11 protein-coding genes are annotated in these 13,662 nt (G+C 64.9%); 4 read left to right on the top strand and 7 right to left on the bottom strand.

Going from position 1 to position 13,662, the window contains the following annotated elements:
• Window positions 1-5: 5 nt before the first annotated feature.
• The 5 genes from AO716_RS12570 to AO716_RS12550 form a co-directional block, all read right to left on the bottom strand.
• Complete coding sequence (locus AO716_RS12570) at window positions 6-1,193, bottom strand: hypothetical protein (protein ID WP_055241221.1); 1,188 nt, start codon at window positions 1,191-1,193, stop codon at window positions 6-8.
• Between the two features lie 107 nt (window positions 1,194-1,300).
• The gene (locus AO716_RS12565; RefSeq protein WP_055241219.1) at window positions 1,301-2,500 is read right to left on the bottom strand and encodes a polysaccharide pyruvyl transferase family protein; all 1,200 of its coding nucleotides are present in this window, start codon (window positions 2,498-2,500) and stop codon (window positions 1,301-1,303) included.
• A gap of 62 nt (window positions 2,501-2,562) precedes the next feature.
• On the bottom strand, window positions 2,563-3,864 hold the full coding sequence (locus AO716_RS12560) for an alpha/beta fold hydrolase (RefSeq protein WP_055241216.1): 1,302 nt from the start codon (window positions 3,862-3,864) through the stop codon (window positions 2,563-2,565).
• Window positions 3,861-4,343: a GNAT family N-acetyltransferase gene (locus tag AO716_RS12555; protein ID WP_055241214.1), complete on the bottom strand. Its 483-nt coding sequence runs from the start codon at window positions 4,341-4,343 to the stop codon at window positions 3,861-3,863. Before AO716_RS12555 ends, AO716_RS12560 begins: the two co-directional genes overlap by 4 nt.
• 10 nt (window positions 4,344-4,353) lie before the next feature.
• Window positions 4,354-6,894: a DEAD/DEAH box helicase gene (locus tag AO716_RS12550; RefSeq protein WP_055242244.1), complete on the bottom strand. Its 2,541-nt coding sequence runs from the start codon at window positions 6,892-6,894 to the stop codon at window positions 4,354-4,356.
• An 88-nt stretch (window positions 6,895-6,982) separates the two neighbouring features.
• Here AO716_RS12550 and AO716_RS12545 point away from each other — a divergent pair, with 88 nt between their 5' ends.
• Window positions 6,983-7,762: a trans-aconitate 2-methyltransferase gene (locus tag AO716_RS12545; RefSeq protein WP_055241212.1), complete on the top strand. Its 780-nt coding sequence runs from the start codon at window positions 6,983-6,985 to the stop codon at window positions 7,760-7,762.
• A gap of 76 nt (window positions 7,763-7,838) precedes the next feature.
• Here the strand turns inward: AO716_RS12545 and AO716_RS12540 are convergent, their stop codons facing one another.
• Window positions 7,839-8,630, bottom strand: a complete 792-nt coding sequence (locus AO716_RS12540; RefSeq protein ID WP_055241210.1) for an amino acid permease — start codon at window positions 8,628-8,630, stop codon at window positions 7,839-7,841.
• Window positions 8,631-8,720: 90 nt separating this feature from the next.
• Window positions 8,721-9,368, bottom strand: coding sequence for an MBL fold metallo-hydrolase (locus tag AO716_RS12535; protein ID WP_055241208.1), 648 nt, complete (start codon window positions 9,366-9,368; stop codon window positions 8,721-8,723).
• Window positions 9,369-9,500: 132 nt separating this feature from the next.
• Here AO716_RS12535 and AO716_RS12530 point away from each other — a divergent pair, with 132 nt between their 5' ends.
• The 3 genes from AO716_RS12530 to AO716_RS12520 all read left to right on the top strand — a co-directional run bounded on the left by AO716_RS12530 (window position 9,501) and on the right by AO716_RS12520 (window position 13,622).
• A complete protein-coding gene (locus tag AO716_RS12530; RefSeq protein ID WP_055241206.1) occupies window positions 9,501-11,234 on the top strand; it encodes an ABC transporter ATP-binding protein in 1,734 nt (577 codons plus the stop codon).
• Window positions 11,235-11,236: 2 nt separating this feature from the next.
• Complete coding sequence (locus tag AO716_RS12525) at window positions 11,237-13,150, top strand: ABC transporter ATP-binding protein (protein ID WP_055241203.1); 1,914 nt, start codon at window positions 11,237-11,239, stop codon at window positions 13,148-13,150.
• Window positions 13,151-13,244: 94 nt separating this feature from the next.
• On the top strand, window positions 13,245-13,622 hold the full coding sequence (locus AO716_RS12520; protein WP_055241201.1) for a GntR family transcriptional regulator: 378 nt from the start codon (window positions 13,245-13,247) through the stop codon (window positions 13,620-13,622).
• Window positions 13,623-13,662 lie beyond the last annotated feature (40 nt).

Genomic DNA, 13,662 nt, shown 5'->3' with positions numbered 1-13,662 from the left:
TCCCGCTAGGCCGCTGCGGGAGAAGCCGGCGTCTGCTGTGTCCGGGCCATTACCTCCAGGACAATGATCGCCGCCACCATTACGGCCGCTACTCCGAGGACAATCCCGGCCGCGATACCAGGCAGGAACAGGACCAGCACCGTCAGCGCTGCGGCACATGCCTGGCATATCCGCAGGTGGCGCATTGCCCAGCCGGACCAGCGTGACGGATGCCCGGCTGCGTAAAGCACTCCCACGGCCAGCAACGCCAGCACCAGCACCGAGCGCAGGGCTCCGGACAGCGGCCCCAGGAATGCGTTGCTGACTGCAGCGGCAGCCTCGGGGGAGACCGCGCTTCCGCCGGCAGCGTTGACAATTCCCTGTTCGATGACACGGATGGCCAGGACGGCAGCCAGTGCAGCTCCGGCACTGGAGAGGGAGAAAATGATGCCGCTTCGAAGCCGGCGCCCGGCCGGAGCAAGGAGCACCGCCCCAGCCGCCAGCAGGAAGGCAGCCCATGGCAGCAGTGCAGCGACACGGCCGAGGGCGTCGAGGGCGGAGATCGCCGATGCAAGCCCCGGGGCGCTGAAGACGGTGTAGTCCTGGCCGGCGTCATCAGGAATGGCAGACGCAACCCCTACGCCCTGGGCCAGAAGGCGGGACTTGGCCTCGGCTATCATCGCCGTCGTGGAGATGCTCACGTTTCCGTTCTCCGCAATGGAAGCGATGCCGCCCGGGTCGTCTTCCACGGCACGGACAAGGACCTGGTGAGCTGCCCGGTTGGCATCGGTCCAGATCGCCGCGAAGGCCTGGCTTGCCACCGCCTTAGATACCGTCTGCTCAACCAAGGTGTTGGTTCTTTCGGCGATCCGGGGCCCCAGGACCGAGGCGAGGCCCTGCGCTGCGCGCGTGTCACTGCGCTCGGCTACAGCGTCCTGAATGCTGGAGCTAATGTCCATCCGTGACGTGATCTGGTCCGAGATCTGTCCGGAGAGATCATCCTGCACGGCCTGGTCCTGGATCACGGGCCCGATTGTGGCGACATAGCGGTCCGTATTGCTGACCAGGCTGCCGGCGTATCCGGCAATCACTGCCGCGACCAGGGCCAGCCCAGCCAGGACCGCCAGAACCGCGGAAGAAATCCTTCGCCATGGGTCCCAGGGCGGCGGCACGACGGTGCCGGGCAGAGTGCCGTAACGCGTGCTGGGTGCCATGGAATGACCTTCCGCCGCTTTCAGCTACTTCCAGTCAGGGTATTCCCATTCCGTGGCACCGGCTACGTGCGCCGCAAACATCCAGCACCCATCACGCTATTGGCAGCTCAGCGGCGGCGCGCTGAACCCAATCGGCCCAGGAGGGTGCCGCTGCCCCCACGGCGGTCCTGTGACTGCGAACCGGGGGGCGGCGCGGGGTACAAGCGATCGGCTTCGGCCCGCTTGCGTGCGTTGAGGTTCTGGAGATGGGAGGAGAGGTTTCCGCCTGCAGGCGTAACCGGTTCGCTGGCCGCGTTTTCGTCAGCCCCGATGTACTCCCACCCGCTGCCGAGTTCTATCAGCGAGCGGTGCTTGACGTCGTAGTACCCGGGCCGGATACCAAGGGCTACGCCCCTTGCGCCGGCGGCGGAGGCTAGCAGATGAAAGTGGAAACGCGTTGTGACCCATTCCTGCTGCGCCGAAAGGGGAAGACCATGCTGCCAAATATGTGCGAATGGAATGAAACGCTCACCGGGAATGAGGTCCGCCAGGCGGGCGAACGCCGCATGGTCGATGCCTGGAATGGCTTCGACGTAGCTGACCTGCTTGCCTGCACTAATTGCACGTTCAATGATTGGGCGGACACTGGCAATAGTCTTTTCGAAAGTCTCCGTGTCGGTCATATCGCTCTGGATGCAAACAAATAGTCCCTCCGCATCCGGAGTGTCCCGCGCGATTTCAGCATTCGCTCCCAGGAATGCGTCGTCTATGCCCAATGGAACGCCGTACGCCCGGGCACTGTCCTTGTCACGCACAGATACGTAATCGAAGTCCCGGAAGAAGGCCTTCGGGTCCGCCGGCTCGGTTACCGCTGGCATCAGGCCGTGACCGGTGGCGTACAGCTTGGCCCCCGTCATCTCCTTCACTGCCAGCATGGCCTCCGTAAGGGCGAAGTGATGGGGCCAGACACCGTTGAGGTAACCGCCGCCCAAGAGGTGCAGTGAGCGGGCATCGCGAAGTTTGAGCAGACCGAGGTCGTAGGCTGGAGAGCCCAGGTTGGTAACGAGTTCGCGTACCCGGGGGCCAATCTGGTCCGCCGGCAAGTGGCAGGATTCAGAAACCGCACGCCAAAGAGTGTCGGTCACATTCAATCGCGGGTGCATTCCGGCGAAAAGGGTGGAAGAGGAGCCTGGCTGCGGGCAATCCAGCCAGACATCCGCCTGCGGCGCCCTCTCGGCCAGATACTTGAGCCACGCAGCCGTAATGAACTCATCACCGAAATTCGGGTGTCCTGAAGTGCCAATCAGATAGATAACCGGATGCGCCATGGTTAAAGGTTATCTGCTTGCCGGTTATCCGAAGTTCAACCCGGCGTCGTCGGTTCCGTGTCTCATTCTCTGCCGCGCACCATGCCCAGCAGGCGGTTGAAGATGCCCTCGCCGTCGTCGGCTATGCCGTCGTGGTGGAACTCATCCGTTTCCCAGACTTTCAGCCCGCGCACGGCCGCAGCTGTCTCAAGGGAGAGGTCCCGGTCCACGTAAATGTCATTGGTGTAGACCGCAGCCGCGGCAGGAACGGTGTTGGACGCCAGCTGCCGCGGGTCGTAAAGCTCCGGCCAGTCGGATTTTGCTGCCAGCAGGTCCGCAGTCCGCTGCAAGGGACGCAGCGCCGGATCCTCCTCGAAATACCAGTGATAAACCATCTCGCCGGTGTACAGGGGTTCGGCGGCGCTGGGCAGGAAGTCCGGCCGGGATCCCAGGACCCGCCACGCGGCCCACCGCGTAGCCTGCCCCTGTGCGTAGATCGATTCGTGCATCAGGGCGTACAGGGGATTGGTGGAGCGCTCAGCGAGCTGCCACATTCCGGCCAGGAACGTGTCAGAGAGCCTGGGCCCGTCGGGGGTATCGATGAAAGCTTCTTCCAGCAGGTAGTGCAGACCGTCCATGCGGGTATTGCCGCCAAGGTAGGAACCGGCCATCTGGAACCGCCGGGTGGACAGCCGCGTGCCGTCCGGAAGGTACTCGGGCACGGTCTCCAGGTGCCGGGCAATCCGGGTGGTCAGCTCCCGGTCACCGGGATACTTCGCGAAGTACTCCGCGTTCCGTGCGGCCACCCTGCTGAAGGTTGCCTGGTATACCCGGTCGGCGGGGCCGGTAAGGGGTGCCAGCCCGCCGGTGATCAGCGCTTCCTTCAGGCCCGCAGGCGCGAACGACAGATAGGTCAGCGCGCAGAACCCGCCATAGGACTGCCCGTAGATGCTCCATGGTCCGGAGCCGAGGGCTGTGCGAACGAGCTCGGCATCGGCCACGATCGAGTCCGCGCGGAAGTGGGTAAGGTACTCCGCCTGCGCAGCAGCATCGCCGCGCAGGGCCAGGCTCTGGCGGTTCGCCGGCGTCGAGAGTCCGTTTCCGCGCTGGTCCAGCATCAGGATGCGGAACCGGCGGGAGGCCGCTTTGGTCCAGCCGCCGAACTGCAGCAGCCGGTTTCCCTTTCCGCCCGGTCCGCCCTGCAGGTACAGGAGCCAGGGAAGGTCAGCGGCGGGGGATACCTCGGGGTCGGAGTACTCGCGGGCGAAGACGGAGATTTGCTCGCCGTCCGGGCGGGAGTGGTCCAGTGGAACGGTGAACCGGTGCTCCACGGTCCGCATGCCCCGGACAAGCACGGGATCGGAAGCGGTGTGCTGAACGCTCATGCCGCACCGGGGGTGCCGAAGTCCTCCAGTGCCCCGCCGGTGAGGCGGTAAGTCGTCCACTCGTCCATGGGCTGGGCACCCAGGGACTTGTAGAAACGGATGGAAGGCTCATTCCAGTTCAGGACGCACCATTCCACCCGTGCGTAACCGCGTTCGACGGCGAGCTGGGCCAGGTTGCGCAGCAGGGCTTTCCCGTACCCGCGGCCGCGGGACTCCTGACGGACGTAGAGATCCTCCAGCCAGATGCCGTGGACCCCTTCCCAGGTGGAGTAGTTCAGGAACCAGAGTGCGAAACCCTGGATTCCGCCGTCGTCCTCCAGCACGTGTGCAAACACTGCCGGGTGCTCGGCAAAGAGATGCTCGGCAAGCGCCTGTGGAGTGTTCCTGACCGCGTCCGGCTCCTTTTCGTAGACGGCCAGCTCCTGGATGAGCTCGAGGATTACGGGAACGTCTTCTTTGCGCGCGGCTCTGATCTGCATGGCATCCAGCCTAGTCCAGCCGCCCGGCCTGGATCACCCGGATTACGGGGGACCCCGCCTCGTCCGAAGCTGCCAGGTCGACTTCCGCGCTGATGCCCCAGTCCAGATGCCCGGCGGGATCCTTGAAGATTTGCCGGACCTCCCACTTGTCCGCGAGCTCCTTGATGATCAGCAGCTGCGGGCCGCGGGCATCGGGACCGTCGTCAATGTCGTCGTGCTCTTCGAAGTAGTCGTCCAGGACACCGGCCCACCGGTCTGCATCCCAGCCCGATCCGCCGTCCAGGGCACCGAGGGCGGCGTCGTCCTCGTCGGCAAAGAGCTTGACCCGCTGGAACATTTCGTTGCGGACCATGACCCGGAAGGCCCGTGTGTTGCCGGTGAGCTTTTCCGGGGCGGGGGGCAGCACGGGTTCGCTTCCCGCGGAGGAATCGATTCCGGCGGCCAGCTCTTCCCATTCATCCAGCAGTGAGGAGTCCGTCTGGCGGACAAGTTCCCCGAGCCATTCGATGATGTCCGAAAGGTCTTCCCTCAGCGCTTCGGGCGGAACAGTCTGCAGCAGCGCCTTGTAGCAGTCCGCCAGGTAGCGCAGCACAACGCCTTCGGACCTGGCGAGGGAATAGAAAGCCACGTATTCGCTGAAGCTCATGGCGCGTTCGTACATGTCGCGCACGATCGACTTTGGCGTGAGTTCGAAGTCGCCAAGCCAGGGAGCGGAGGACCGGTAGACGTCGAAGGACTGGAACAGAAGCTCCGCCAGCGGCTGCGGATAGGTAACGTCTTCCAGCAGGGCCATCCGCTGCTCGTACTCAATGCCCTCGGACTTCATGGCAGCCACTGCTTCGCCGCGGGCCTTCTTTTCCTGTGCGGAGAGGATCTGGCGCGGCTTTTCCAAGGTGGCTTCAATGACGGAAACGACGTCGAGGGCGTACGAGGGGCTCTCCGGGTCGAGGATCTCAAGTGCAGCCATGGCGAACGGGGAAAGCGGCTGGTTCAGTGCGAAGTTAGGCTGCAGGTGGACCTTCAGCCGGACAGTGCGGCCGTCGGCGTCCGGTTCGGGGAGCTTCTCCACGATGCCCGCCGTCTTCAGTTCCCGGTAGATGCCAAGCGCTTTGCGCATCAGGCGGAGCTGGGAAGCACGCGTCTCGTGGTTGTGGGTGAGCAGTTTCTTGGCCGCGGCAAACGGGTCCCCGGGGCGCTCCAGGATGTTCAGCAGCATGGCGTGGGTGACGTTGAAGCTGGAGGTCAGGGGTTCGGGAGTGCCCTCCACCAGCTTTTTGTACGTAGGTTCGCCCCAGGACACAAAACCGGCCTGCGGCTTCTTCTTGGTTACCTGGCGCAGCTTCTTTTGGTCATCGCCGAACTTGGCTTTGGCCTTTGCCATTGCCTTGGCATTCTCGATCACGTGTTCCGGCGCCTGCACCACCACGGTGCCGGCAGTGTCGTAGCCCGCCCTCCCGGCGCGTCCGGCGATCTGGTGGAATTCGCGGACGTTCAGCGGACGGGTGCGTACGCCGTCGTACTTGCTGAGCGCCGTGATCAGGACCGTGCGGATGGGCACGTTGATGCCGACGCCCAGGGTGTCGGTGCCGCAGATAACCTTGAGCAGCCCGGCCTGGGCCAGCTGCTCCACGAGGCGGCGGTATTTGGGCAGCATGCCCGCGTGGTGCACCCCAATTCCGTGCCGGACCAGGCGGTTGAGGGTCTTGCCGAAGCCCGGGGCGAACCTGAATCCCGCGATCAGCTCGCCGATGCGGTCCTTTTCCTCCCTGGTGCAGACGTTGATGCTCATCAGGGCCTGGGCCCGGTCGATCGCCTCGATCTGGGAGAAGTGCACCACGTAGACCGGCACCTGCTTGGTGGCGAGCAGTTCCTCAAGGGATTCCTGCACCGGGGTTTCGACGTAGTAGTAGTGCAGGGGGATGGGCCGCTGCACCGAGGTCACCGTCACCGTATCCCGGTTGGTGGACTTGGAGAGGTCGGTGCTGATCCGGGTCATGTCGCCAAGGGTGGCGGACATCAGCAGGAACTGGGACTGCGGCAGCTCCAGCAGCGGCACCTGCCAGGCCCAGCCGCGCTGCGGGTCGGAGTAGAAATGGAACTCGTCCATGATGACGGTTCCAATATCCGCGTCCGCACCTTCGCGCAGGGCAATGTTGGCCAGGATCTCCGCGGTGCAGCAAATGATCGGGGCATCCTTGTTCACCGAGGAGTCGCCGGTGACCATGCCGACGTTTTCAGCCCCGAAGATGTCGCAGAGCGCGAAGAACTTTTCCGAGACCAGTGCCTTGATGGGGGCCGTGTAGTAGCTGCGCTCGTCCATTGCCATGGCGTAGTAGTGCGCGGCGATGGCGACCATGGATTTACCGGATCCGGTGGGCGTGGCCAGGATGACGTTATTCCCGGTGACCAGTTCCATGACGGCTTCGTCCTGGGCGGGGTAAAGGGACATGCCCCGGGACTCCACCCACTCCAGGAAGGAGGTGTAAACCTCGTCAGGATCGATGGTTTTGGTGCCGGCGGCTGCGGCGGGCAGCTGATCAAGTAGTTTCATCTCACCTACCAGCCTAGCCCGCAGCATAAAATCCCCCGGCCGTGGTGTTTCGCTGCCCGCCAGGAGCAGCACTGCTAGGCTCGCGCCCATGAAATGGGACCCCGAACGCTATACACAGTTCTCCAGCTACCGCGACCGGCCGTTCTTTGATCTTGCCGCCCGGATTGGGGCGGAGGAACCGGAATGGGTGGCGGACCTCGGCTGCGGCACCGGAGCGCTCACCGCAGTCCTGGCCGACCGCTGGCCGGGAGCGTCTGTCACCGGGATCGATTCCTCGGAAGACATGATCCGCGAGGCCGCGCCGCGCTCGGCCGGCAACCTGGCCTTCGCGCAGGGGCAGATTCAGGACTGGGAACCGTCCCCGGGCCGTGGGGTGCTGCTCTCCAATGCCGCGCTGCAGTGGGTCCCGGAACACACTGACCTGCTGGCACGCTGGGCTAAGGAAATGGATCCGGGATCCTGGCTGGCGGTCCAGGTGCCGGGCAATTTCCATGCCCCGTCCCATGCGCTGATGCGGGAGCTTGCCGGGAGCCCGCGGTGGAGTCCCGCGCTCGCAGGCGTGCTGCGGGGCGGGGATTCAGTCGCGGAGCCCGCGCAGTACCTTGAGCTGCTGGTGGAGGCAGGTTTGGAAGCGGATGTGTGGGAGACCAGCTACCAGCAGGTGCTTACCGGGCCGGACCCTGTCCTGGACTGGGTCCGCGGAACAGCACTCCGTCCGGTAATGGCAGCACTTGACCCGCAGGACTATGCCGCTTTCGAGACCGAATACGGTGCCCTGCTGCGGGAGGCATATCCAGCGAACAGCTGGGGGACAGTGCTGCCGTTTAGGCGGATCTTCATGGTGGGCAGGAAAGGTGTCACAGCCTAGGCTTCGGGAGGGAGTCTTCGCACGCGGTATCGGCGTCCACTGCCCGGCAGTGCGGCTCCGGTACGGGCAGCCTTCATCAGCGGCGTGTTGAGGGGCTGGCTGCAGCCAGCACCGCCAGAAGTGGGATGACCGGCCCCAGGGGCAGCCGGGCTCCCTCGCCCGGCCACTTTCGGAAGCCCAGTACGGCCGCCGCCGCGCTCACCACGATCATGGCAATGATTGCAGCCACGTTGGCCACTGAGACCACGAAGGTGGTGTCGCGCAGGACCACCAGCAGCACGGTGATGACTCCCAGCAGGAGCACGCTCACGTAGGGATGTCCGTGGCTGGTATGCCTTCCCAAAGCCGGCGGGACGTCGCCGCGGGCAACCATGCGCAGCATGATCTCGGAGGCCCCGAGGACGTTGGCTTTGGCGCCTGAGAGGGTTGAGAGGCAGGCGGCAAAGGCCGCCAGCAGGCCTCCCCAGGCGCCCATGACAATCTCGGCGGCCTGGGAAACCCCGGTGGCGCTGAAAGAGGTGATGCCGCTGGCCGACATCGCGAGCACGGTACCCAGATACACCGCGGCTGAGACGAGGGTGGTGAGCATTATGGAGCGGGGTACCTTCGCCAGCTTGATGCCCACAATCCAGGTTTCCGCCCGGGCAACCAGCGACGTCGGGCCCAGGTTCAGTGCGGTGACCAGCACGGTGGCGGCGAGGATATAGCTGAGTGCTGCACCGGGTCCTGCGAGGTTGAGTGCTGTGCCTGACAGGGTGAAGACCCCGCCGCCCACCGTGGTGCCCACGCCGAAGGCCACGCAGGCCACCAGCCCGATCTGTCCGGGCCCACGGGGCCCGGCGGAGTCAGTCGACGCTGGATTGGCCATGGCTGTACGCTCCCAGTCGGTCCGGCAGGCCCCCTCGGAGCGTAGGACCGTCAGTGGAACGGGGTCAACGCCCTGTCTTCCATAGGCCGCTTACCAGCCCCGTTCCTTCCACTCTGCCAGGTGCGGACGCTCGGCGCCCAGGGTGGTGCCGGCTCCGTGCCCGGGATGGACCAGGGTGTCATCGGGGAACTTCTCGAATATACGTTCGACTACATCGGTGAAGAGCGAGTTGAAGCGCTCCGGATCTTTCTGGGTGTTTCCCACTCCTCCGGGAAAGAGTGAATCACCCGTGAACAGGTGTGCCGGGCCCTCCGGGTCCCGGTAGACCAGCGCCACGGAACCGGGGGTGTGTCCCCGCAGGGCAATGACCTCCAGGTCAAAGCCGTCGAAGTCCAGGACGTCCCCGTGGGAGAGCGGAACCTCGGTTGGCACCTCAATGTCCGGGACGTCCTCTGTTCCGGCCGCTGTGCGGGCCCCGGTGGCGGCGGCGGCATCGGCGAGCGCGCGTACATGGTCCCAGTGGCTGTGGGTCGTAATGATCATCCGGACGGAGGCTTCAGTGTGGCCGCCGTAGAGATCAGCCGCACCGGCGTCGAGCAGCTCCCGGATGCGCGGGAAATCATCGGCCGCATCGATCAGGACCTGGGCGCCTGAGTTCCTGGCGGTGAGGACATACACGTTGTTGTCCATGGAGCCTACGGATGCACTGCGAATCGAGACGTTCTTCGTATCCAACATGGCGCCAGTCTAAGGGGCGGCGCCGCCCGGCCCGCTGCAGAACCGCTGTGTCCGGATGTGCCTTGCCCGCACAGCAGTGCCGGGCGTACGTTCAGATGGTGCCGGAACGTCCCGGCAGTACCGGGAGGATACGTGCTTCTTCGGCTCGTTCGCGAAAACCTGGCACCGTACAAGGGTGCCGTCACCGCCGTCGTCATCCTGCAGTTCCTGCAGACCGCTGCCACACTGTTCCTGCCCACGCTGAACGCGGACATCATCGACCAGGGTGTGGTCCGCGGGGACACCGCCGCCATCATGTCCATTGGCGGCTGGATGCTTGCTGTCACGGCAGCGCAGGTGGTTTGCTCGGTGGCGGCCACCTATTACTCTGCACGCACGGCCATGAGGGTCGGACGCAACGTGCGCAATGCGCTGTTCACCAATGTGGAGACGTTCTCAGGGCGGGAAGTCGGTCTGTTCGGAGCGCCGTCGCTGATCACCCGGACCACCAATGACGTGCAGCAGGTGCAGATGTCCCTGCTGCTGACCATGACCATGATGGTGTCCGCTCCCATCATGGGCGTGGGCGGAGTGCTGCTGGCCCTGAACCAGGACATTCCCCTCTCCGGGATCCTGCTGCTGATTCTTCCGGTCCTGGTGGTGATCATCGGGCTGGTGCTGCGCCGGCTCGTGCCGCTGTTCCGCAGGGCCCAGAAGCAGATCGACCGGGTCAACGGTGTGCTGCGCGAACAGATCATGGGAATCGCCGTCATCCGCGCGTTCGTGCGCGAACGCAGCGAGACGCAGCGGTTTGACAGCGCGAACCAGGAGCTCACCGGCACCCAGCTGCGGGTAAGCCAGTACCTGGCGCTGCTGTTCCCCGCCACGATGCTGGTCGCCAACCTGGCCACCGTGGCCGTCGTCTGGTTCGGCGCCTTCCGGATCGATGCCGGCCAGATGCAGATCGGTGCACTGACTGCTTTCATCGCCTACATCATGCAGATCCTCATGGCGGTGATGATGTCCATGTTCATGATCATGATGCTCCCGCGTGCTGCGGTCTGCGCTGAACGGATCTACGAGGTCCTGGACACCCGCACCAGTGTGCAGGACGCCCCGGGCGCCCGCGAGCTCGATTACGACGGCGGCAGGCTGGTGTTCACGGGGGTCGGCTTCACCTACCCCGGCGCTGAGGACCCGGTGCTGCGGGACATCAGCTTCGAAGCGGAGCCGGGGCAGACCACGGCGATTATCGGATCCACGGGGTCCGGCAAGTCCACCCTGCTTAACCTGGTGCCGCGCCTGCTCGACCGCACCGAGGGGACCATCAGCGTGGACGGGCAGGATACTGCCGGTGTGACACTGCATTCCCTGCGCGCAGGCATTGGGCTGGTTCCACAGCGGGCACACCTGTTTTCCGGAACGATTGCCTCGAACCTGCGCTTCGGCAAGCCCGACGCCACGGAAGAGGAACTCTGGGAAGCACTGGAGATAGCCCAGGCGGCAGACTTTGTCCGGGCCGCAGAGGGAGGCCTGGACCACCAGGTGGAACAGGGCGGCGGCAACTTCTCCGGAGGCCAGCGGCAGCGCCTGGCTATCGCACGGGCACTGGTGGTCCGTCCGGACATCTACCTCTTCGATGACAGTTTCTCTGCCCTGGACTTCGTCACGGATGCCCGGCTCAGGGCAGCCCTGAAGCAGCGCACGGCCCACGCGACGGTGCTGGTGGTCGCCCAGCGGGTGAACACCATTACCGACGCCGCACGGATCGTCGTCCTCGACGAAGGACGGATTGCCGGGATCGGCAGTCATCTTGAGCTGATGGAAACCAGTCCCACCTACCGGGAGATTGTCTCCTCCCAGTACACCCCGGAGGAGGCACTGTGAGCATGCACGGACGCGGGGCCCCCGCCGCGAAGCCCGCCAGTTTCGCTGCCTCATCGGCCCGCCTGCTGCGGCTGCTGTCCCCGGACCGGTGGCGGGTGGCGGCGGTGCTGCTCTGCGGCGTCGTTTCAGTGGCGCTCGCGGTCACTGCACCCAAGGTGCTCGGCGATGCGACCAACGTGATCTTCAACGGCGTGATCGGAGCGTCGCTCACCCCCGGGGTTTCCAAGGAAGCCCAGGTGGAGGCACTGCGTGCATCAGGGGAGAGCCAGCTGGCAGACATGCTCGCCGCCATGGACGCCATACCGGGGGAGGGAATCAACTTCGGCACACTGGGCGCGCTCCTGGCCGGAGTGCTTGCCATCTACCTCGCCTCGTTCTTCTTTGGCTGGGCGCAGGCAAGGGTGACCGCACGGATAGTGCAGAACGCGATGTACCGGCTGCGCAGGGACGTGGATGCCAAGCTCTTCCGCCTGCCGATGTCCCACTTCCAGCAGCAGTCACGCGGCGATGTGCTGAGCCGGGTCACCAATGACATCGACAATCTGGCCCAGACCCTGTCGCAGAGCATTACGCAGGTCATCACGTCCGTGCTGACTATTGTGGGCGTTCTGGGCATGATGCTGTGGATCTCCCCCCTGCTTGCACTGATCGCCGTGCTGACGGTGCCGGTTTCTGCCCTGGTGACCATCCTGATCGCCCGGCGCTCGCAGGTGCAGTTCAAAGCCCAGTGGAAGACCACCGGCGAAGTGAACGGCTATATCGAGGAAATGTTCACGGGCCAGGACGTGGTCAAGGCATTCGGCCAGCAGGAACGCGTTGTGGCCGGCTTTGTGCCCGGCAATGAACGCCTCTATGAATCATCCTTCCGGGCACAGTTTGTCTCCGGTGTGATCATGCCGACCATGACCTTCATCTCCAACCTGAACTATGTGCTGGTAGCGGTGGTCGGCGGCATCCAGGTTGCCGGCGGCACTCTTTCGATTGGCGGAGTGCAGGCATTCGTCCAGTACAGCCGGCAGTTCAGCCAGCCCCTGGGCCAGCTTGGCGGGCTGATCAACATGCTCCAGTCCGGACTCGCTTCGGCGGAACGGGTCTTCGCCCTGCTTGATGCGAAGGAGATCGCGCCCGACCCCAAGGACCCGGTACGGCTTGGCCGGGTCCGCGGCGACGTGGCGTTCCGGCACGTCTCGTTCTCGTACACCCCCGAGGCGCCGCTGATCCGGGACCTCTCATTCGAAGCGAAGCCCGGCCAGACGGTTGCCATCGTGGGCCCAACGGGTGCCGGCAAGACCACACTGGTGAATCTGCTGATGCGCTTCTACGACGTTGATTCCGGCGAAATCACAATCGACGGCGTGAACACCATGTCCATGACGCGCGACGACGTCCGCCGCAGCATCGGCATGGTCCTCCAGGACGCGTGGCTCTTCGAAGGCACGATCCGGGAGAATCTGGCTTACGGGGCGCCGGACGCCACCGAGGAACAGATCATCGACGCCGCCAAGGCAACACACGTGGACCACTTTGTCCGGTCACTGCCGGATGGCTATGACACGGTGCTGGCTTCCGACGGCGGATCGCTGAGCCAGGGCCAGCGCCAGCTCATCACCATCGCCCGTGCCTGGCTTGCCAACCCGGCCATCCTCATCCTGGACGAGGCAACCAGCTCCGTGGACACACGCACTGAAGTCTCCATCCGCCTTGCCCTTGGAGCTCTCCGCGAAGCGCGCACCAGCTTCGTCATTGCCCACCGCCTTTCCACCATCCGGGACGCGGACGTCATCCTGGCGGTCCGGGACGGGCAGATCGTTGAGCAGGGAACCCACACCGCACTCCTGGAGGCAGGCGGGTTCTACGCCCAGCTGTACCAGTCCCAGTTCAGCGAACCTGCTGCCGCCGCGGACGCACCGGAATAGCCCCGCCTCCCGCACCGGCCCTGGAGTGCCATGGCAAGATGGAACCGGACCCGGCCGCAGCGGCGGACGGGCAGGCGGACAAGAAAGCGGTGGCATGAACGACGGCGTGCTCTCCTGGGTGCGGATCGATACCGCGAGTTCGGTGCCCCCGTTTGAACAGATCCGGCTGCAGATCCTCGATGCGGCAAACGACGGCAGCCTTCCGGTAGGGACCCGACTCCCGCCGGTGCGTACCCTGGCCGCCCAGCTTGGCCTGGCGGTCAACACGGTAGCGCGTGCCTACCGGGAACTTGAACACGCCGAGGTGGTCACCACCCGTTCCAGGGCCGGCACTGTTGTGGCAGCGGCGGGGGACAACGGCCGCCGCCGTGTCGCGGAAGCCGCACGGGTTTTCGCCGAAACCGTCAGCGCCAATGGCGTGAGCCACAAGGATGCCCTGGCCTTCGTGGAAGCAGCCCTACGCCAGCGGTGAACACACCGGCTCTCGAATACGTCTTCGAATCCGGATTGAT

The organism is Arthrobacter sp. Edens01 (genome assembly GCF_001307035.1).
Classification (GTDB): Bacteria; Actinomycetota; Actinomycetes; order Actinomycetales; family Micrococcaceae; genus Arthrobacter_B.
This window is presented reverse-complemented; position numbering and strand designations above follow the sequence as displayed.

What these genes read in the sequence shown, in the direction of transcription:
- AO716_RS12570 (WP_055241221.1), bottom strand. Translation starts at nt 1,193, where the DNA reads ATGGCACCCAGCACGCGTTACGGCACTCTGCCCGGCACCGTCGTGCCG.
- AO716_RS12565 (WP_055241219.1), bottom strand. Translation starts at nt 2,500, where the DNA reads ATGGCGCATCCGGTTATCTATCTGATTGGCACTTCAGGACACCCGAAT.
- AO716_RS12560 (WP_055241216.1), bottom strand. Translation starts at nt 3,864, where the DNA reads ATGAGCGTTCAGCACACCGCTTCCGATCCCGTGCTTGTCCGGGGCATG.
- AO716_RS12555 (WP_055241214.1), bottom strand. Translation starts at nt 4,343, where the DNA reads ATGCAGATCAGAGCCGCGCGCAAAGAAGACGTTCCCGTAATCCTCGAG.
- AO716_RS12550 (WP_055242244.1), bottom strand. Translation starts at nt 6,894, where the DNA reads ATGAAACTACTTGATCAGCTGCCCGCCGCAGCCGCCGGCACCAAAACC.
- AO716_RS12545 (WP_055241212.1), top strand. Translation starts at nt 6,983, where the DNA reads ATGAAATGGGACCCCGAACGCTATACACAGTTCTCCAGCTACCGCGAC.
- AO716_RS12540 (WP_055241210.1), bottom strand. Translation starts at nt 8,630, where the DNA reads ATGGCCAATCCAGCGTCGACTGACTCCGCCGGGCCCCGTGGGCCCGGA.
- AO716_RS12535 (WP_055241208.1), bottom strand. Translation starts at nt 9,368, where the DNA reads ATGTTGGATACGAAGAACGTCTCGATTCGCAGTGCATCCGTAGGCTCC.
- AO716_RS12525 (WP_055241203.1), top strand. Translation starts at nt 11,237, where the DNA reads ATGCACGGACGCGGGGCCCCCGCCGCGAAGCCCGCCAGTTTCGCTGCC.
- AO716_RS12520 (WP_055241201.1), top strand. Translation starts at nt 13,245, where the DNA reads ATGAACGACGGCGTGCTCTCCTGGGTGCGGATCGATACCGCGAGTTCG.